Source organism: Shewanella glacialimarina, from assembly GCF_020511155.1.
In the GTDB taxonomy this organism is placed as follows: domain Bacteria; phylum Pseudomonadota; class Gammaproteobacteria; order Enterobacterales; family Shewanellaceae; genus Shewanella; species Shewanella glacialimarina.
Map to the genome: position 1 here is coordinate 1,118,304 of NZ_CP041216.1, position 18,831 is coordinate 1,137,134.

An 18,831-nucleotide genomic window follows, 5' to 3' on the forward strand; every position below is an offset into this window, starting at 1 on the left:
TATATCTTGGACTGAAAAGAGGTCTTCCTCAACTTTTTAATTTACTAACTGGGCATTATGGCAAAGAATAAAACAGCATATGTGTGCAATGAATGTGGCCAAGACTTTCCGCGTTGGCAAGGGCAGTGTAATGCTTGCCAGGAATGGAATACGATCACGGAAGTCCGTTTGGGCGCAAGTAGTGCTACACGTACCCATCAGTTTAGTGGTTATGCCGGATCCACCAGTAAAGAAGTACAGACTCTTGATCAAATCGACTTAAATGCGCTCCCTCGTATCGCTAGCACATTTGGCGAGTTAGATCGGGTTTTAGGTGGCGGTATTGTCCCAGGTAGTGCGATATTAATTGGTGGGCATCCTGGTGCAGGTAAAAGTACCCTGTTACTGCAAACCTTGTGTCAATTAGCGCAAATTATGCCCGCCTTGTACGTCACGGGAGAAGAGTCTTTACAACAAGTGGCTATGCGCGCCCATCGTCTAGGGTTACCGACTCAAAATCTGCGTATGCTGTCTGAAACAAGTGTTGAAGCTATTTGTGATGTTGCGATACAAATAAAGCCAAAAGTGATTGTGATTGATTCTATTCAAGTGATGCACATGAGCGATATTCAATCTTCACCTGGAAGTGTGTCTCAGGTTCGAGAGTCAGCTTCATATTTGACCCGATTTGCAAAACAACATGGTATAGCGGTCATTATGGTTGGCCATGTCACCAAAGATGGCAGTTTAGCTGGCCCGAAGGTATTAGAACATTGTATTGACTGCTCGGTGATGTTTGAAGGTGATAGTGATAGTCGCTACCGTACTTTACGCTCACATAAAAATCGATTCGGCGCAATTAATGAGTTAGGTGTTTTTGCGATGACGGAACGTGGCTTAAAAGAAGTGGCTAATCCCTCGGCAATATTTTTATCCCGTGGCGATGAAGCATCATCGGGATCATTAGTTATGGTGGTATGGGAAGGTACCCGTCCATTGCTGGTGGAGTTGCAGGTTCTGGTCGACAGTTCAGCCATGTCTAACCCTCGTCGAGTCGCGGTAGGGATGGATGCCAATCGTTTAGCCATGCTACTGGCAGTGATGCACCGCCATGGTGGGTTGCAGATGTCTGATCAAGATGTGTTTGTAAACGTTGTGGGTGGCGTAAAAGTAACTGAAACCAGTGCCGATTTAACGTTATTATTGGCGATGGTATCGAGTTTTCGCGGTCAGGTTTTACCAACTGATTTAGTTGTTTTTGGTGAAGTGGGCTTATCAGGGGAAATTAGACCTGTACCTAATGGCCAGGAACGTTTAATTGAAGCCGCTAAACATGGTTTTAAACGTGCAATAGTACCTAAAGCTAACATGCCAAAAAAACCACCTGCGGGAATGGAGGTTATAGGGGTAAGCAAATTAACTGAAGCGCTAAACGCACTTTAGTTGTGCGTTTTCAGCGTTAAATTTAACGGTTATTTATTATTCGGGTTGGATCAGCATTTCCAGCTCTCGATTAAGCAGTTCAGCATCACCTAAGTTAAGTTCAATAATACGGCGCAAGTGACTAATGCTTTCAACATCGATATGTAAACAGCGTAAGCCTAAATGCTTGCTAGTTTTATGTACAATCTTGGTGTTCATGACTAACTGAATATCAGAGTCCGGTAATACAAACTCTAATGTTATATCACTGTTTTGTGTACCGCTGAATGTTTCAGGGATTTCGACCAAAGCACCATTAAGGCTTAAATCTAGAATCGTTGTACGCCAGGTAGACTCAGCCTGAGCAAGATAAGCATTAGCATCAAATAGAATTCTCGAAAATTTGCGTCTCTCGTCCATTAGGCTGTCCTTTAATTTATAGGATTAGTGTTGTATTGATTGTTATAGATTAGCATACGATATAAGCACACATAAAACACCCAGATTCAATTTATTTGTTTCGTCATTATTTCTTCGGGTAACTCTATTGTAAATATAGCGCCTTGTTCTGGAGCCGTGCTCAAGGTGACTTTGCCTTTTAAAACCTGATTAACTAAGTTATATAAAATGTTCATTCCCAGGCCGCTTCCACCCTGGCCACGTTTAGTGGTGAAAAAGGGGGTGAAAATCTTCTGTTTAACTTCATCTGACATGCCGCATCCATCATCTTTATAAATAATTTTAAGCCCGTTAGGTTCTCGCGTTACGGTTAAGCTAAGTTGGCCGATTTTATTATCAGGGTAAGCATGAATTATCGAGTTATTTAATAAGTTGCTAATAATTTGATACATTACGCCTGGCTGGCTGTGTAATGAAATATCTTCAGGGCACTGGTAATCATATTGGTGTTTAGTACGAGATAATAATGGATGCAGCGACACAAATATTTCATCTAAATATTGTTTTAGATTGAAGTCTCTTACTTCTTCATGCGATTGATCCACAGCAACTTTTTTGAAACTTTGTATTAATTTAGTTGCTCTATTTAAATTAGATAGCATCAGTCTTGCACAATCAGCAACTTCAGTTTGATATAGTTCAAAATCTTCTTGCGAAACATCGCCTGATTGATATTTTTTATTGAACTCCTCGACCCTGTCCGAAAGATGCGATGTTGCTGTCACACTAATACCGATGGGAGTATTCATTTCGTGAGTAATACTTGCGACGAGTCCACCTAACGTGGCCATTTTTTCTTTATCAATGAGCTCATTTTGAGTGAGTTTAAGCTCTTCAGTGCGAGACTTTACTCTATCTTCAAGCTCAATGTTGAGCAGTTTAAGTGCTTCTTCAGTTTCTTTTAACGACTGAATATTCTTTATTGTACCCGTTATTCTGTTTGGTTTTCCTTGATTATTTCTCTCTATCACTTGACCTCTATTCAGTACCCAAAGCCATTTGTCATCAGGTGTTTTTGCTCTATAAGCCAGTTCAAATTTATTTTCCTCTAAGTTTAAGCAAGAGGTCATAATATTAATTACATGGGGTAAGTCGTCAGGGTGAACGCACTGTTGTAGGGTGTCCATTAAACTGATTTCGTGTTCAGGATATTGTAAAAAAGTATTAGTGCGAATAGCAGTTTTATTTCGAATGTCCCAGTCCCAAAACTCATCACCACTGCCCCATAATGCGAGCTGTAATCGCTGCTCGCTTTTAGCAACTTGCTCCATCATAAAGACTTTAATGCGATATTTGCGAGTTTGTAACCAGCTAAATAATCCGATGATGGCAACAAAAAATAAGCAATAAAGTAAATATGCCCACCATGTTTGCCAGGGTGGGGGCATAATATGAATCTCCAAGGTTCTTATCTGACTAAACTGATTGTTGTGATTTTTAGCTCTGACTTGAAATTGGTATTTACCGGGTGATAAGCCAGAAAAATGGGCAACATGACTGTTTAAATCATCAAACCATTGCTGATGTAGTCCTAGCATCCTATATTCATATTTAATCTGTTGGGCTTGATGTAAATTATTACTGTGAAAACGAAATGAAAATAATGTGTCTAGATAACTCAACTGAATATTATCGGCATAACTGACATCCAGCGATTGATTAAACCGTGTGTCATCTTGTAAACGCTGCAACTTATTTAATAAGTAAAACTCGTCGATAATGGGCGTTTTAAGTTCTGGTGTGACGGGTAAATCAGAGGGGGTAATGATGTTAAACCCATTTATGCCACCTAAATAAACACGATTATTATCATCAACAAAGCCTGCACCGAAATTAAACTCATTATTCTGAAGCCCATCCACATCAGTATAATTACGTATTGTATGATCTTTGCTATTAAGAACGCTAAGTCCTTCAGATGTACCGACCCAGAGTTGATCCAACTTATCTTTAACCATAAGGTAAGCGATATTGTCGATTAAACCATTTTGCTTATTAAATAGTTGCACCGCCTTTGTTTCAGGTACAAAAGAGAAAACCCCATCACTGGAAGAGATCCACAACCTATCTTTTATCCAATAGGCATTAAATAAATGTTTGCTAGGAAATTGCTCGACAGTGTTTGGCGCATATTGCGTAAATTTTCCCTCTGCAGACATATGAATTAACCCTGCACCATAAGTTAATATCCAGTACCCGCCTTGCTGGGCAGGTAAAATCTCACTTATCTCATTACTCGCAAGACTGTTAGGTAAATTGGGATCATGAGACCAGGATTTAAAACCATGTATAGCGGGTATAAATAAACTTAGCCCTGCATCTTTTGTAGTAACCCAAGCCTGGTTAGTATCATCGAATAAAATGCTATAAAGATGGTTACTTACTATTGCCAGAGGGTTATCCGGCTGAGCTACATATTGCTCAATTTCCTTGGTTTTAATATCTATGATGTATAAACCATTACCGCGTGTACCAATCCAAAGTTGGTGTTTATCATCTTGTCTTATAAAACTAATAAAGCTTTTACTATCAAATTGTGGGTGGGTAAAAAGTGAAAAACCAGTAATGTTTCTTTGAGTATCTTCAGCTGCGATAAATAATCCTTGGGCAGTTCCAACCCAAAGGATGTTTTGTTTATCACGATAAATCGTTCTTATATCGGCATCAGCGATATTGTTATCAAAGAATGCATATTGATTGATAGTATTAAAAGCTTGGCTATTTAGATCTGTTTTACTTAAACCAGCACTTCTTGTGCCTATCCATAGTTGGCGTTGATCGTCTATCCACAACCTGGTAATTAAACCACTGCTGACACTGCGAGTGTTACTAGCTGAATGCGAAAAATGCTCAAATTGATGAGTGTCTGGCTGATACCAAGCTACACCAGCTTGTTGGAAGCCAATCCAAAGTTTACCATCGATATCTAAAGCTAAGTCATTGATATTGTATTGCTGAACGGTATCTGGGAAAAATAACTGGTGCGAAGTGATGATAGGTGATGTTAACCCTTGTGATAAATCTAGATGCAATAATTCACTATTACTGGTGGCTACCCAAATGTTATTACCGTCTCCATTTGCAATACGGGTAATATATTTTGTTTGCTTAGATTGTTGAGATATCGTGGTTAATTTTTTTTGTTCAGGTAAGTAAAGTTGTAGGCCTTGATTATGATAAACCCATAAACGCGATGATTTATCTAAAAATAGGCCGTGAATATTATCATCTAATAAACCTTTGTCGCCGATATTTAAGTGATCAATAAGCACATTTTGTGTGGCAGAAAAAATATAAATTCCGTTATTAGTAGCAATCCAAATATTACCTTCACTATCTTCACTTAGGTCGTTAATTCCGCTAGAGGGTAATCCAAATTCAGGCGCGTTGTAATGCTCAAAACGTTTGGTTTTTGGTTTAAATCTATTTAAACCATCATTGACGGTGGACAGCCAAAGCTCTCCTTTTTTACTGTAATACAAATGGCTAATATGATTGCCTGATGGGCCATACTTATCTTCTTTTAAGTAAATCTTTATTTCTTTACCATTGTAACGATTTAAACCAGCCTGTGTCGCTATCCATAAATAACCACTTTTATCCGTAATGACATCATTAACAGTGTTCATGGATAAGCCATGCTCGGCTCCAATCGTGTCAAATAGCACCACAGCCTGAGTAAGATGAGGAGCAAAAAAGAATATATACAGAAAAGTATAATAGCTTAGTAGGCGTTTTTTTCTCACACAGTTGATCCTTACACTTTTTTACTTTAATAATTATCTTAAGTGTTAAATTTAAGTGTAGAACTAAATTAATAAAATGCGAGTTAAGTACTGGCGTTGACTAAAAAAGGAACCCGAAGGTTCCTTTTTATTTGTTAACTAATTTGAAGTTAATTCATTGCTGTTAACCAATTACTGTTAACCAATAATACTCTCATCAGGGTCTACGGTGGGTGAGTTTGGCATGATCCTCACGGATTTAATCATGTTATCCGATACCTCAATGACTTCAATATGGTAATCAGCTAAACGTAAACTGGTGTTAGCTGCAGGGATATCCTCAAGATATTCGACAATTAACCCATTGAGTGTTTTGGGGCCATCGATAGGGAAATCCCATTTCATCTCTTTATTTAAATCACGGATGTTAATAGTAGCATCGATTAAAAAGCTTCCATCCTGTTGGATGTTAATATCTTCACTCGGTGTGGTCATCATTGATGTGGTGAAGTCGCCGACTATCTCTTCTAAAATATCTTCAAGTGTTACAAGTCCTTGGATGTCACCATACTCATCGACCACTAGGCCAATACGTTCTTTATTTTGTTGAAAATTTGCTAGCTGGACGTTTAATGGCGTGCCTTCGGGAATAAAGTACAGCTCTTTTACTGCACGTAATAATGATGACTTGCTGAATTGCTCTTTTGATTGCAGACGAAGTGCATCACGTAAATGGATAAACCCAACGGAATCATCAATTGTGTCTCGATATACTAATACACGAGTATGTGGGCTTTGGATAACAAGCTTATTAATGAGCTTAAAGTCATCATTCATATTGATAGCGTAAATATCGGAACGCGCAATCATAATGTCTTCTACGGTGACTTTTTCTAAATCTAATATCGACAATAACATTTCTTGGTGACGCTGGGGAATAAGCGCACCAGCTTCGTGAACAACGGTACGTAACTCTTCTTGGCTTAATGCATCATTGGTTTTGACTGTTTTAATACCCAATAAACGCAGGAAACCGCTAGTAATAATGTTAAGCCCTTTTACTAACGGCAGCATAATAATCAATAGCCATTTCAGAATAATGCTTGATGGAAAGGCGATCCTTTCTGGGTGTAATGCAGCATAGGTCTTGGGGGTGACTTCTGCAAAAATCAAAATAACAACAGTCAGTACGCCGGTAGTGATAGCAATGCTGGCAGCTTCATCAATATTATATTGGCTAAGTACGCGCATACCGATAATGGTTGCAATTGAAGAGGCGAGGATATTTACTAAGTTATTGCCGATAAGAATAAGCCCAATTAATCGGTCTGGCCTATCAAGTAGCTTTAGCGCTCGCTGTGCTGGTTTGTTACCACTGCCAGCTAAATGCCTTAAACGATAACGGTTAAGTGTCATCATGGCGGTTTCTGAACCAGAAAAATAAGCTGACATCAGAATTAAAACCAACAAAAAAATCAGGAGTGCGCTGGTAGATATAGCGTCCAAGGAAGGGGGCTCCGTTATAGTAAAGAGGCCGTTATTGTCAGCCAGGATAGATAAATAGAAACAGCATTATTAACCACTGACGAAAAGAGTCAAGCTATAGAGACTTATAATATCATCAAAATAAAATACAAAGCGCTGAATGAGTGCTTCACTTGGTTCAAAGCACCCATTTTTTATAATAATGACGATTTGTTCGCGGTCATTATTGAGGTGGGAATTAATTAATAATCAGCTCTTTAACAATGCGGGCACCAAAATAGCCTAATGAAAGCAGTCCTGCACCAGATAAACTGTAAACCACAGCAGTGCGGATACGACAGCCTATTGTGTAATGTTGCCATAACATAGTGCCATATACAGCCCAGGCAGCCATAGATAGAATGGCTTTGTGGCCTTTACCATCAACAAACATATCTTCTAAAAACACAAACCCAGTCACTAGCGACAAGCTTAATAAAATAAAGCCAATCACAACAAGATGATATAGCTGACGCTCTACGGTCATGAGCGGTGGCATAGCTGTGCTCATTATCATTTTTTTATTTTTAAGCTTATTTTGAATAATCCATAGTTGTAGCGCATAAAGTGCAGCAATCATTAATGCGCTGTAAGCCATTAGCGACAACACGACATGAGCAAGAATTTCTGGATGCAATTCAAAATGAATAATAAATTGGGGTGGTAATAGCCATAGCAAAGCTACTGAGATTATTGAGCAGGCATAAATTACCGGTAACACTACAATCACTTTTAGCCGCGGTAAGGTAACGGTAAAGGTGAATGCGATGATCCAGTTCACCATTGAAATGACATTGGTTAAACTGAAGTTTTGACCATCAAGTGTAAAAATTGAATTCGATAACGCAAAACCATGCATAATCACACCCAAAGCGGATATCATCATAATAAGTTTGCGATTGGGACCATCAGCATGAAATAGCCGGCTAGTGGCGAGAATCAATGCAATACAATAAAAAAACATAGCCGAAGCAGAAAAAATAACCATCTGATTTAAACCTATCAAGTTATATGGACATGCTGACTGGATATAATATCTAGTCTCAAAACGCACATGAACACTATTGGGTAAGATTAACATGAAGTCACCCAATAAGGGCAGTGACCTATTACGCAAAATTTAACAGTTTCTGACCGTTAGCTGCAAATAATTTACCTTATTGCATCTGTTATGGGTAATAAGACACTTGAGTAGCATGATTAATCATGAGTTTGATCCTCTTATAAATAAGGCGTAAGGCTAATCGTTTGAGTTAAAAATGAATAATTTGTCACACAAGCGCGCATCTTAAAAATTTTTGAGTATAATAGTGCGCATTATCGATAAGCGTATTAAGAGCGGTTAAATGTTTGAGAATCTATCTGACAGACTATCACGAACACTAAAAAATATAAGTGGTCGCGGTCGATTAACGGAAGACAACATTAAAGACACCTTACGTGAAGTCCGCATGGCTTTGCTCGAGGCTGATGTTGCATTGCCAGTAGTAAGAGACTTTGTTAGCAGTGTAAAAGATCGCGCTGTCGGACAAGAAGTCTCTAAAAGTTTAAGTCCAGGCCAAGCTTTTATTAAGATTGTGCAAAGCGAACTTGAACGCGCTATGGGGGAAGCTAATGAAGAGCTTGACCTAGCTGCTCAACCTCCGGCTGTCATTATGATGGCGGGTCTTCAAGGGGCGGGTAAAACCACCTCTGTAGCCAAGTTAGGTAAGTTTTTACGCACTCGTCATAAAAAATCCGTGTTAGTCGTCAGTGCCGATGTTTATCGCCCAGCGGCAATTAAACAGCTTGAAACCTTAGCGGCAGAGGTGGAGGTTGCATTTTTCCCATCTGATGTCAGTCAAAAGCCGTTAGATATAGCAAAAGCTGCAATAGCTTATGCCAAACTAAAGTTCATTGATGTTGTTATTGTCGATACAGCAGGTCGTTTGCATGTTGACGAAGCCATGATGGACGAAATTAAAGAGCTTCATGCGGTTATTAAGCCTGTAGAGACCTTATTTGTTGTTGATGCAATGACAGGTCAAGATGCGGCAAATACGGCTAAAGCCTTTAATGAAGCAATGCCATTAACAGGGGTGATTTTAACTAAGGTGGATGGTGATGCTCGCGGTGGTGCTGCGTTATCAATTCGCAGCATAACTGGCAAACCGATTAAGTTTTTAGGTGTTGGTGAAAAAACTGACGCGCTTGAGCCTTTCCATCCTGACCGTATCGCATCGCGCATTCTAGGCATGGGTGATGTTCTTTCACTGATTGAAGAAGTTGAACGCGGTGTCGACAAAGACAAAGCGATGAAACTGGCTTCTAAAGTGAAGGCTGGTGGTAGTTTTGATTTAGAAGACTTTCGTGAACAGCTGCAGCAAATGAAAAACATGGGCGGCATGATGAACATGATAGAAAAACTGCCTGGTGTCGGTAAGTTACCTCCAGAAGCATTAGCGCAAGTTCAAGACGGTAAAATGACTGGTCAAATGGAAGCGATTATTAACTCCATGACAGCCAAAGAGCGCAAAAACCCTGATGTAATCAAAGGTTCACGCAAACGTCGTATCGCGCTAGGTTCAGGGACACAAATTCAAGACGTAAATCGCTTATTAAAGCAATTTACTCAAATGCAAAAAATGATGAAAAAAATGTCAGCTAAAGGCGGCATGAAAAAAATGATGCGTGGTATGAGCGGTATGTTACCGCCTGGTATGAAGATGCCCGGTCGTTAGTTAATCAATTTAATCTTCGGAAGTGATACTTTGCTTGGCGCTATAACCCTTTTCGCTGTAAAAAACGGCGCTTTGGGTTGCATTAGTTTCAAAGTAGGGTAAAATCTTCCGGCTTTCTTACTGGGACCTTCGCGAACACGGGTTCCAGTTTTTATTTTTGCTTCTAGCAAATCATTAGAGGAATAAAACGCATGGTTACCATTCGTTTAGCTCGTGGCGGCGCAAAAAAGCGTCCATTTTACAATATCGTTGTTGCTGATAGCCGCAATGCTCGTGACGGTCGTTTCATCGAACGTGTAGGCTTTTTCAACCCACTAGCTCGTGGTCAAGAAGAAACTTTACGTTTAGATTTAGATCGTGTTGAGCATTGGGTTGCTACTGGCGCGGCAACATCTGAGCGTGTTGCTAAGTTAATTAAAGACGCACGTAAAGCAGCTGCTTAATTGCGTTTAGGTATAGATAGATGAGTAGTAACCAACAGCCGATTGTGCTGGGTAAAATAGGCGCTTGTCATGGCATTAAAGGTTGGCTAAAAATCACTGCCTATACCAATTCTGTTGAAGGCATTTTTGATTATTCTCCTTGGCTTATTTATGACCAGGGGAAATGGCGTGAAGTTAAAGTCAGCCAGTGGCGCTCACAAGGTAAGGCGGTTATCGCTGAGCTTGAAGGGGTAGTATCACGGGAACAGGCGCAAATGCTCACAAATTGTGAAATTGCGATTATGCCTGAGCAAATGAAAGAACTCAGTGATGATGAATTTTATCACCGTGATCTTATCGGATGTGAAGTGACTAATAATAACGGCTATAACATGGGCATTGTTGACCAGATCGTGGAAACAGGATCTAACGATGTCTTACTTGTTAAAGCTAATGCCAAAGATGCTTTTGGCAAAGTGGAACGTATGATCCCCTTTGTCCCTGAACAATTCATTTTAAAAGTGGATTTGCAAGGCAAACAGATAATAGTGGATTGGGATCCTGACTTCTAAGTCGAGGTACAACATATGTGGTTAGGGGTAATAACCCTGTTTCCAGAGATGTTTCGTGCTGTTACAGACTTTGGGGTGACGGGTCGAGCCGTAAAAAACGGCCTGCTTAAGGTGCACACGTGGAATCCTCGTGATTTCACCCATGACAGACATAACACGGTTGATGACCGCCCATACGGTGGTGGACCTGGAATGTTAATGATGGTGCAACCTTTGCGAGATGCCATTCATGCTGCAAAAGCAGCAGCGGGTGACAGAGCGAAAGTGATTTATCTATCTCCTCAGGGGCGCAAGCTGGATCAGCAAGGCGTTACTGAGTTAGCTAAATCAGACAGTTTGATTTTAGTGTGCGGTCGTTACGAAGGTGTCGATGAGCGCATTATTCAAACTGAAGTAGATGAAGAGTGGTCAATAGGGGATTACGTGCTTTCGGGCGGCGAAATACCTGCAATGACTTTAATCGATTCAGTGGCACGCCTAGTACCTGGTGTACTGGGTAAGCAAGCTTCGGCAGAGCAAGATTCTTTCTCTGACGGATTACTGGATTGTCCTCATTATACTCGCCCTGAAAACTTAGATGGCATGGATGTACCGGCAGTGTTGTTAAGCGGTGACCACGAAAAAATCAGACTCTGGCGGTTGCAGCAAAGTATCGGAAGAACTTTTCTACGACGACCAGAAATATTTGAAAATCTAGCTCTGACTGACGAACAAACAGCCTTATTAGCGCAGTTTGTAAATGAAGCGGACACGTCCGTATAGTCATTGTTTCAGTTATTCTAGAATGGAGTAAGTTATGAACAACATCATTAAAATGCTCAACGATGAGCAAATGAAAACAGACGTACCTGATTTTGGTGCTGGTGATACAGTAGTAGTTCAAGTACGCGTAAAAGAAGGTGATAAAGAGCGTCTTCAGGCTTTTGAAGGTATCGTTATCGCTAAGCGTAACCGTGGTTTGCACTCAGCATTCACAGTACGTAAAATCTCTAATGGTGAAGGTGTTGAGCGTGCTTTCCAAACGCACAGCCCATTAATTGCTAGCATCGAAGTTAAGCGTCGCGGCCGTGTTCGTCGTGCTAAACTTTACTACTTACGTGAGCGTTCAGGTAAATCTGCACGTATCCGTGAAAAATTGGCAACTAAGTAATAGTTATCAATTTAGTTTAAAAGATGCAGTGTTCGCACAACTAACCGCCGAAAGGCGGTTTTTTGTTTTCAGCATTCGCCCCCATCATGTTTGAGTCATGTAAGCAGACTTTTAGTTAGCCCTTAGCTTTACTTATCGAGCCTGACTCATTATCTGAGTTTCACATTAGTCATTTAACAATAGATAGCCATATGATCCTCATGAACATTGATATGGCAGTAATTACACATTTGAGTTAAATAAGCCTTGATCTCATAAAAATGCACAGGCATAGTTAGCTCTATATTGTAATGGTGTATCATTACAAAAATACAGTGGTTTAGTTATCACTAAAAAGTGTAACTAGATTGCTTTTTACCTTATTACAGTGAGCCGATATCATGCAGCAAGATACCATCAACAATATTCATATTAGTTCTGAGCAAATACTGTCAACGCCGTCACAACTGAAACAAGAATTACCCTTGTCAGCACATGCATATCGTTATATTTTGGATGCGCGTAAAACGGTAGCAGACATTGTGCATAAACGTGATAGTCGGGTATTGGTTGTGACAGGGCCTTGTTCAATACATGATATTGGTGCAGCGAAAGAATATGCGCTTAAGTTGAAAAAGTTGCACGATGAACTCAGTGATGACTTTTATATTTTAATGCGCGTGTACTTTGAAAAACCTCGTACCACAGTAGGCTGGAAAGGACTGATTAACGATCCGAATATGGATGAGTCTTTTGATGTAGAAAAAGGACTACGTATGGCTCGTGAATTGATGATTTGGTTGGCTGAATTAGAATTGCCCGTGGCAACTGAAGCGCTGGATCCTATTAGTCCTCAGTATATTTCTGAATTAGTCACTTGGTCTGCTATTGGCGCCCGCACCACTGAATCTCAAACCCACCGAGAAATGGCATCGGGGTTATCCATGCCTGTAGGCTTTAAAAATGGCACGGAAGGCAAGCTAGATGTTGCTATTAATGCCTTAAAATCTGCAGCCAGCAGCCACCGTTTTATGGGTATTAACCAAGAAGGCCAAGTCAGCTTATTGCAAACTGCCGGTAATCCTGACGGTCATATCATTCTTCGTGGCGGCATTGCACCTAATTATGATGCTAAAAGTGTGGCTGAGTGCGAAACACAAATTCATAATGCTAAGTTGAATGCACGTTTAGTGGTTGATTGCAGCCATGGTAATTCATCTAAAGATCACAATCGTCAAAAACAAGTGTGCGAAGATGTATTTAATCAAATTGTCTCGGGTAATAAATCTATCATTGGTGTTATGCTTGAAAGCCATTTAAATGCAGGTAATCAAAGTACCAATAAGCCATTAAATGAACTTGACTATGGTGTATCTGTCACCGATGCCTGCATTGATTGGGCAACAACTGAAACAATTTTACGACAAGGCGCTAACCAATTATCTGCCGTACTGCCAACTCGCTTTAATGTGCTGCAAGTTGTTAATGGTTAATGAAAAGTATGATGAACGAAAAAACCACAGCCGATTTAGAAAAACTACGTGATTTAATTGATGGTGTTGATCAACAACTTCTACATTTATTGCGTAAACGTTTAGATTTAGTCGCCCAAGTTGGTGCCGTCAAGCACGCCGCTGGTGTGCCCATTTATGCCCCGCAGCGCGAAGCTTCTATGTTAGCTAAGCGTCGAGATGAAGCGCAAAAGATGAATGTTTCACCGCAATTGATAGAAGATATTCTGCGTCGATTAATGCGTGAGTCTTACTTGAATGAAAAAGATGTCGGCTTTAAACAGGTAAAAACAGACTTAGGCAATGTGGTTGTCGTTGGTGGTGATGGCCAGTTAGGTCAGTTATTTACTCAAATGCTCACACTATCTGGTTATCAAGTGAAAAGCTTGGACAAGAATGATTGGCACCGCGCCGAAGCACTATTTGATGGTGCCGGAATGGTGCTGGTTACTGTGCCAATTAAAGTCACCTGTGATGTTATTCGAGAACACCTGACTCATTTACCCGACACATGCATTTTAGCTGATTTAACTTCGATTAAAGAACAGCCTGTTTTGGCAATGCTAGAGGCGCACAAGGGACCTGTGGTAGGTTTACACCCCATGTTTGGTCCAGATGTTGGCAGTTTAGCTAAACAAGTTGTGGTGGTGTGCCATGGGCGTCAGCCAGAATCTTATCAATGGTTACTTGAACAAATTGCTATTTGGGGCGCAAGAATTGTTGAAGCTGAACCGGTTAAACACGATAAAGCGATGCAACTTGTACAAGCTATGCGTCACTTTTCTAGTTTTGTGTATGGTGTGAATCTATGTGAGGAGAAGGCTGATATAGATACATTACTGCAATTTAGCTCGCCAATTTATCGATTAGAGCTTGCAATGGTTGGTCGATTGTTTGCTCAAGATCCCGAGCTTTATGCCGATATTATTTTTGCACAGCAAGGTAGTCAAGACGTGATAAGTGATTATTTGGACAATTATCGAGACGCGTTAGCATTATTAAAGTCAGGTGATCGTAATGCGTTTGTAGAAGAATTTAAACGCGTTGCTAAGTGGTTTGGTGACTTTGCTCCACAGTTTCAACATGAAAGCCGTGCAATGCTGCAGTCAGTGAATGATATGAAGACAGGTTAATCATTTTTCATTTTTTGTTGTTTGCGTAAATACAGTATAGGGCTTACATTTATATTCTAGTAGTCAGCGTATATTATCGATGACAGAGCAATTAAATTGCCCTTTACCTATTCTATTTTGGAGATGTGCCCATGACTTCATTCGATACGCTGTCAACATCAACATCAACATCAACATCAACATCGCAAGATAATACCGTAGGCCATTTTCTCTATGCAATGATGAGTGCTTTTCCGCTTTTTTTTATTCCTGTGTTAATGAGCTTTTGGCTAAATCTTATTCAGAAAAACATTAAGCCTAATTCATTACTTGCATCACATTTGCGTTGGCAACGACTCAGTATTATTGGACTATGTCCCTTTTTTATAGCGGGCTATTTATTAAGTCCTGTTTGGCTAAGTGTGTCGCTCTATCTTATGGGGATAACCTGGTTTAGTTACCGTATATTTAAAGGCTGGGTGAGTTTGAATGAAGGCCTAATGGTATAGGTTTTATAGTGTTATTCAGAAGGAATAAAAAATGCCGGTTAATACCGGCATTTTTGTGGATAAAGACTACAAATAAAGCTCACGAAGCAGGTTGCTATCGGCATCGGTACAAGGCGCCGCTAATACAATACCATCAGCGTTAAGTTGCTTGGCGGCTCTTGCCTGTGGATATCGGTTATTGATCTTTTCATTAGCTACATTGCAAATGATAGGTAGATGGCACATTTGTTTTATGCTGACTAATGACGATAAATCCAGGCTGATGTGATCTGGTTTTGCAAAGCTTCTGACCCCAGAATCACACAAGATCACCTGTTGATTTCCTTGTACTAATACTATTTGCGCAGCAGCAAGCCAATCTTCAGCACTGGCCATGTTATTACGTTCAATAATGACGGGCCTATTTAAGCTGCCTAATTGGCCGAGTAAGCCTTGATTAAACATATATTGACCACTTAACATAACCATATCGGCTAAGTGAGCACTGCTAATATCGTTTTCTTGTTCGATAAGTAATACGCTTACTAATCCCGCTTGCTCAATCACCTGAAAATGTTTCTTTAGTTGGCTTTGGCTATTTACGCCCAAAGATGGGTTAAGGATAATGGCTTGAAAGCCAGCTTCTTTAGTTTGTTTTGCAAGACTCGCTAGTTCTGTATCCGTTTTGGGTGTATCAACTAATTGAAATGCGCCAAATTGATTATTACCTACTTGCAATTGTTTACATTGTACTTCACTGTCCTGTGACTTATATTCGCGACTATATTTGGTAGTGGGAGATGCAGTAAGCTGATTTGGTGACGCGACAGCCCTTGAGCTGTTCGGTTCAATCAGTAATTGTGCTTGGGACAATTGTGTCGGCTTGACTGACTCACAAGGGTAGCAACCTAATACTTTAATAAAACGGGTTAATCGCTCTAATTCCTTAATGGCTTGTTGCACATTATGGTTGGCAAGATTGCCATCAATGTCGATATAGAACATTTCTTCCCAAGGTGTACCAGGAATGGGACGCGACTCAAGTTTAGACATATTCAAACTATGGGCTTTTAACACCAGTAGTGCTTCAACCAGCGCGCCAGGTTTTTGGCCTGTAGCCATAATTAACGTTGTTTTAGCAGGTAATTGTGCTGGTACATCAACTGGTTTACGCGCAACAACAATAAAACGGCTTTGATTTATTTTTTGGTTCGCTAACCCATCTTCAATAGCGCTTAGCTGATATAGAGCACCCCCTTCAGCGCTACCAATAGCGGCAACACTTTGATTATCAGCTTCAATCACTTTAGACATTGCCTCAGCACTGCTAGCACAATACTCAAGTTTAAATTCTGGATGTAAGCTCAGGTAGCGGCTGCATTGACTAATGGGTTGTGGGTGCGCATAGACGGTTTTAATATTGGCAGTATCAGTACCTCGTTTTGCTAATAAGCAATGTCCGACTTCTATTGTGGTTTCGCCCACAATCGATAGGCTGGTATGTTGCAAAACGTCGTACACCTCATTAATTGATCCTGAAGAGGTATTTTCAATCGGTAAGAATCCGTAATCAGCATGGCCTGATTCAACTGCGTTGACAATGTCATCAAAACTTTGACAGCCAAAGTCGATCATTGTCACCTGCCTTCTATCACAGTAACGAGTGGCGGCAAGATATGAATATGAACCTCTTGCTCCTAAAAAGGCCACTGTATAGTGTTGTTTCTGTGTGTCAGGATTGGCTCTGCCGTGTAAAAAAGCTTGCTGGTTAAGCACAGAGTCTTCAATGATGCTTTGGTAAAGAGATATCACAAAATGTGCATCAAGCCCTTTGTCTCGTCCAAGCTGAACAAGTCGTTCTAATAATTGTTTTTCCCTTTGGGTATCTCGAATAGGTCTAACATCAATTTCTTTACTGCGGGCAACTTCAAGACTGAGTTCGCGACGTTTGGAGAGCAAGGTCAGTAACTCATTATCTAACGTCGTAATTTGTTCTCTAGTTAGATCCAACCCTTGTGGTTTATTCATACTATCCTCTTAATGATATTCAATTCGATTGCAATTTCGATAGTTAAAACTAAAAAGCCTCCCACTTGGGAGGCTTTGGTATTTTCATTTTCTTTTTGATACAGAAAAACCGCCTCCCTATGTGGCTTGCATAAAAAAGAAAATAAAAACGCGACGCTGTATTTCACTCATGAGTTAAAACTAAAACTTCGCTAGGTGAGTGTCAATGTAAAATTGCTCACTTTGACTTAAACCGACATAAAAAAGCGCACCCGAGGGTGCGCTGTACTTTGTTAATATGAGTATCAAGCGGCAGTGTCCTCCTTATAGATATACTCAAAATCATCTTCTGCATGTTCAAATGCAGTATGACGTTGAGCTTGGGGTTTATGGGTCAGGCGATTGAGCTGTTTCTCCAGCTTTTTACCCATTGCAGTGATTGCTGCGTAAAGGTTGTCGTTTTTCGCCTGGGCGAATAGTTCTCCACTTGGCAAGCCTATTGATGCTTCAATTTTAAAGAGCTGCTTTTCCTGAGTAATAATGACATGTGGATTAATTAAGTGAACATCGTGTCTTGAGAGCTTTTCAAATTGTCCTTCAATACGATCAAGAATAGGGGCAGTGACTTCAAGTTGCTTGCTAGTGATTTTCAGCATATTTTGAACCTTCTGTTGTATTGCTTAACTTCAGGTTACCAACTTAAGGCTATTAAAATGTGATCTATATCACATAATTGAACGGGAGTTTTTTTAGGTGGTATTAATTTGAGTGTATAGACATTGTCGTTAAAAATAGCTGTAATTTAACTTGAAAAGCTAATTAACTAGGCGCATATTTGAATGGATAACAACAGCATGTTAGGCGGTTTAAGAGTGTGTTAACCTGTATTTTTAAGGGTAATAGTTTTTTAACTTAAGTCACCTATGCATTGCTTACACTTCTTTACGTTTTCAATTCCCCTAAAGTGTACAAATAATTTTATAATGAGTGATGTTTTCGCTTATAGCGAAGTATTACAACACTGATTAAAGTCGAGCAATTAAATGCAACCTCAATTCAAGCAAATCAAAGTGTGGGATTTTCCAGTCAGAGCGTTTCATTGGATTATGGTGATATTACTCGGTGCATTATGGTGGAGTGCTGATGCTGGCGAGATGAGCCTCCATCAAATATTTGCATATTCACTAATGACGCTGTTAGCTTTTAGACTTGTTTGGGGAATTATTGGTAGTGATACTGCCAAATTTACCCATTTTATTCGCTCCCCTAAAACGGTTGTTCAATACGCCAAAGATAAACAGAAAACCCAATCTTTAGGGCATAATCCGCTAGGCGGCTATATGGTGGTATTACTACTGAGCCTATTAATAATGCAACTCGTAACAGGGTTATTTGCTACTGACGATATTTTTACAGAAGGGCCCTTTTATAGCCATGTATCCTCTGATGTAGCGGATATATTGACATGGGTGCATAAACAAAACTTCAATCTTATTCTCGGTTTTGCAGGTATGCATGTATTAGCTGTTATTGTTTACCTTATAAAAGGTGAAAATCTGATAACAGCAATGATAACAGGCTATAAGCGTGTTCACGGTGAATTACAACAGCCTAAAATGGCACATATTTGGCTTGCGTTAATTGTCTTTGCTGTTTTATTTATTGGGGTGTGGTTTAGCTTGTTGGCTGATGTTGTCAAATATATGTAGTCGATTGCTAATCGGTATGCCTGCTAAAAATTAAAGCCCATTCGATATTAGC

At 40.0% G+C, this 18,831-nt stretch carries 16 protein-coding genes and 1 other annotated feature; of the genes, 10 read left to right on the forward strand and 6 right to left on the reverse strand.

Annotation, left to right across the window (positions count from 1 at the left end; genetic code table 11):
• Positions 1 to 57 precede the first annotated feature (57 nt).
• Positions 58 to 1,422, forward strand: a complete 1,365-nt coding sequence (gene radA, locus FJ709_RS04840) for a DNA repair protein RadA (RefSeq protein ID WP_226413952.1) — start codon at positions 58 to 60, stop codon at positions 1,420 to 1,422.
• 36 nt (positions 1,423 to 1,458) lie between these two features.
• Here the strand turns inward: radA and FJ709_RS04845 are convergent, their stop codons facing one another.
• The 4 genes from FJ709_RS04845 to FJ709_RS04860 all read right to left on the reverse strand — a co-directional run bounded on the left by FJ709_RS04845 (position 1,459) and on the right by FJ709_RS04860 (position 8,097).
• Complete coding sequence (locus FJ709_RS04845) at positions 1,459 to 1,821, reverse strand: PilZ domain-containing protein (protein WP_226413954.1); 363 nt, start codon at positions 1,819 to 1,821, stop codon at positions 1,459 to 1,461.
• A gap of 86 nt (positions 1,822 to 1,907) precedes the next feature.
• Positions 1,908 to 5,489, reverse strand: coding sequence for a two-component regulator propeller domain-containing protein (locus FJ709_RS04850; RefSeq protein ID WP_226413956.1), 3,582 nt, complete (start codon positions 5,487 to 5,489; stop codon positions 1,908 to 1,910).
• A 294-nt stretch (positions 5,490 to 5,783) separates the two neighbouring features.
• A complete protein-coding gene (locus tag FJ709_RS04855) occupies positions 5,784 to 7,091 on the reverse strand; it encodes an HlyC/CorC family transporter (protein WP_226413958.1) in 1,308 nt (435 codons plus the stop codon).
• Positions 7,092 to 7,308: 217 nt separating this feature from the next.
• Positions 7,309 to 8,097, reverse strand: coding sequence for a cytochrome C assembly family protein (locus tag FJ709_RS04860; RefSeq protein ID WP_226413960.1), 789 nt, complete (start codon positions 8,095 to 8,097; stop codon positions 7,309 to 7,311).
• Between the two features lie 358 nt (positions 8,098 to 8,455).
• Here FJ709_RS04860 and ffh point away from each other — a divergent pair, with 358 nt between their 5' ends.
• The 8 genes from ffh to FJ709_RS04900 all read left to right on the forward strand — a co-directional run bounded on the left by ffh (position 8,456) and on the right by FJ709_RS04900 (position 15,084).
• Positions 8,456 to 9,829 (forward strand): signal recognition particle protein, encoded by a 1,374-nt coding sequence (gene ffh, locus FJ709_RS04865; protein ID WP_226413962.1) that lies wholly within the window; start codon positions 8,456 to 8,458, stop codon positions 9,827 to 9,829.
• Between the two features lie 191 nt (positions 9,830 to 10,020).
• Positions 10,021 to 10,272, forward strand: a complete 252-nt coding sequence (gene rpsP, locus FJ709_RS04870; RefSeq protein ID WP_160053063.1) for a 30S ribosomal protein S16 — start codon at positions 10,021 to 10,023, stop codon at positions 10,270 to 10,272.
• A 20-nt stretch (positions 10,273 to 10,292) separates the two neighbouring features.
• On the forward strand, positions 10,293 to 10,823 hold the full coding sequence (rimM, locus tag FJ709_RS04875; protein WP_226413964.1) for a ribosome maturation factor RimM: 531 nt from the start codon (positions 10,293 to 10,295) through the stop codon (positions 10,821 to 10,823).
• Positions 10,824 to 10,838: 15 nt separating this feature from the next.
• Positions 10,839 to 11,585: a tRNA (guanosine(37)-N1)-methyltransferase TrmD gene (trmD, locus tag FJ709_RS04880; protein WP_226413966.1), complete on the forward strand. Its 747-nt coding sequence runs from the start codon at positions 10,839 to 10,841 to the stop codon at positions 11,583 to 11,585.
• Between the two features lie 34 nt (positions 11,586 to 11,619).
• Positions 11,620 to 11,973, forward strand: coding sequence for a 50S ribosomal protein L19 (gene rplS, locus FJ709_RS04885; protein WP_188955527.1), 354 nt, complete (start codon positions 11,620 to 11,622; stop codon positions 11,971 to 11,973).
• A gap of 380 nt (positions 11,974 to 12,353) precedes the next feature.
• Positions 12,354 to 13,445 (forward strand): 3-deoxy-7-phosphoheptulonate synthase, encoded by a 1,092-nt coding sequence (locus FJ709_RS04890; protein WP_226413968.1) that lies wholly within the window; start codon positions 12,354 to 12,356, stop codon positions 13,443 to 13,445.
• An 11-nt stretch (positions 13,446 to 13,456) separates the two neighbouring features.
• On the forward strand, positions 13,457 to 14,596 hold the full coding sequence (gene tyrA, locus FJ709_RS04895) for a bifunctional chorismate mutase/prephenate dehydrogenase (RefSeq protein WP_226415858.1): 1,140 nt from the start codon (positions 13,457 to 13,459) through the stop codon (positions 14,594 to 14,596).
• A 131-nt stretch (positions 14,597 to 14,727) separates the two neighbouring features.
• Entirely contained in the window at positions 14,728 to 15,084 is a 357-nt protein-coding gene (locus FJ709_RS04900) for a hypothetical protein (RefSeq protein WP_226413970.1), read from the forward strand.
• A gap of 66 nt (positions 15,085 to 15,150) precedes the next feature.
• Here the strand turns inward: FJ709_RS04900 and FJ709_RS04905 are convergent, their stop codons facing one another.
• Positions 15,151 to 17,091, reverse strand: a complete 1,941-nt coding sequence (locus tag FJ709_RS04905) for a chorismate mutase (RefSeq protein WP_226413972.1) — start codon at positions 17,089 to 17,091, stop codon at positions 15,151 to 15,153.
• A gap of 47 nt (positions 17,092 to 17,138) precedes the next feature.
• Positions 17,139 to 17,259: a sequence feature (Phe leader region), on the reverse strand.
• 116 nt (positions 17,260 to 17,375) lie between these two features.
• On the reverse strand, positions 17,376 to 17,726 hold the full coding sequence (gene hpf / locus FJ709_RS04910; RefSeq protein ID WP_226413974.1) for a ribosome hibernation-promoting factor, HPF/YfiA family: 351 nt from the start codon (positions 17,724 to 17,726) through the stop codon (positions 17,376 to 17,378).
• A 387-nt stretch (positions 17,727 to 18,113) separates the two neighbouring features.
• Here hpf and FJ709_RS04915 point away from each other — a divergent pair, with 387 nt between their 5' ends.
• Positions 18,114 to 18,779, forward strand: a complete 666-nt coding sequence (locus FJ709_RS04915) for a cytochrome b/b6 domain-containing protein (RefSeq protein WP_226413976.1) — start codon at positions 18,114 to 18,116, stop codon at positions 18,777 to 18,779.
• Positions 18,780 to 18,831: the final 52 nt, after the last annotated feature.

Excerpts from the sequence above, each read along its gene's own strand:
- radA (WP_226413952.1), top strand. The coding sequence starts at position 58 with ATGGCAAAGAATAAAACAGCATATGTGTGCAATGAATGTGGCCAAGAC.
- FJ709_RS04845 (WP_226413954.1), bottom strand. The coding sequence starts at position 1,821 with ATGGACGAGAGACGCAAATTTTCGAGAATTCTATTTGATGCTAATGCT.
- FJ709_RS04850 (WP_226413956.1), bottom strand. The coding sequence starts at position 5,489 with ATGAACACTGTTAATGATGTCATTACGGATAAAAGTGGTTATTTATGG.
- FJ709_RS04860 (WP_226413960.1), bottom strand. The coding sequence starts at position 8,097 with ATGGTTATTTTTTCTGCTTCGGCTATGTTTTTTTATTGTATTGCATTG.
- ffh (WP_226413962.1), top strand. The coding sequence starts at position 8,456 with ATGTTTGAGAATCTATCTGACAGACTATCACGAACACTAAAAAATATA.
- rpsP (WP_160053063.1), top strand. The coding sequence starts at position 10,021 with ATGGTTACCATTCGTTTAGCTCGTGGCGGCGCAAAAAAGCGTCCATTT.
- rimM (WP_226413964.1), top strand. The coding sequence starts at position 10,293 with ATGAGTAGTAACCAACAGCCGATTGTGCTGGGTAAAATAGGCGCTTGT.
- trmD (WP_226413966.1), top strand. The coding sequence starts at position 10,839 with ATGTGGTTAGGGGTAATAACCCTGTTTCCAGAGATGTTTCGTGCTGTT.
- rplS (WP_188955527.1), top strand. The coding sequence starts at position 11,620 with ATGAACAACATCATTAAAATGCTCAACGATGAGCAAATGAAAACAGAC.
- FJ709_RS04890 (WP_226413968.1), top strand. The coding sequence starts at position 12,354 with ATGCAGCAAGATACCATCAACAATATTCATATTAGTTCTGAGCAAATA.
- tyrA (WP_226415858.1), top strand. The coding sequence starts at position 13,457 with ATGAACGAAAAAACCACAGCCGATTTAGAAAAACTACGTGATTTAATT.
- FJ709_RS04900 (WP_226413970.1), top strand. The coding sequence starts at position 14,728 with ATGACTTCATTCGATACGCTGTCAACATCAACATCAACATCAACATCA.
- FJ709_RS04905 (WP_226413972.1), bottom strand. The coding sequence starts at position 17,091 with ATGAATAAACCACAAGGGTTGGATCTAACTAGAGAACAAATTACGACG.
- hpf (WP_226413974.1), bottom strand. The coding sequence starts at position 17,726 with ATGCTGAAAATCACTAGCAAGCAACTTGAAGTCACTGCCCCTATTCTT.
- FJ709_RS04915 (WP_226413976.1), top strand. The coding sequence starts at position 18,114 with ATGCAACCTCAATTCAAGCAAATCAAAGTGTGGGATTTTCCAGTCAGA.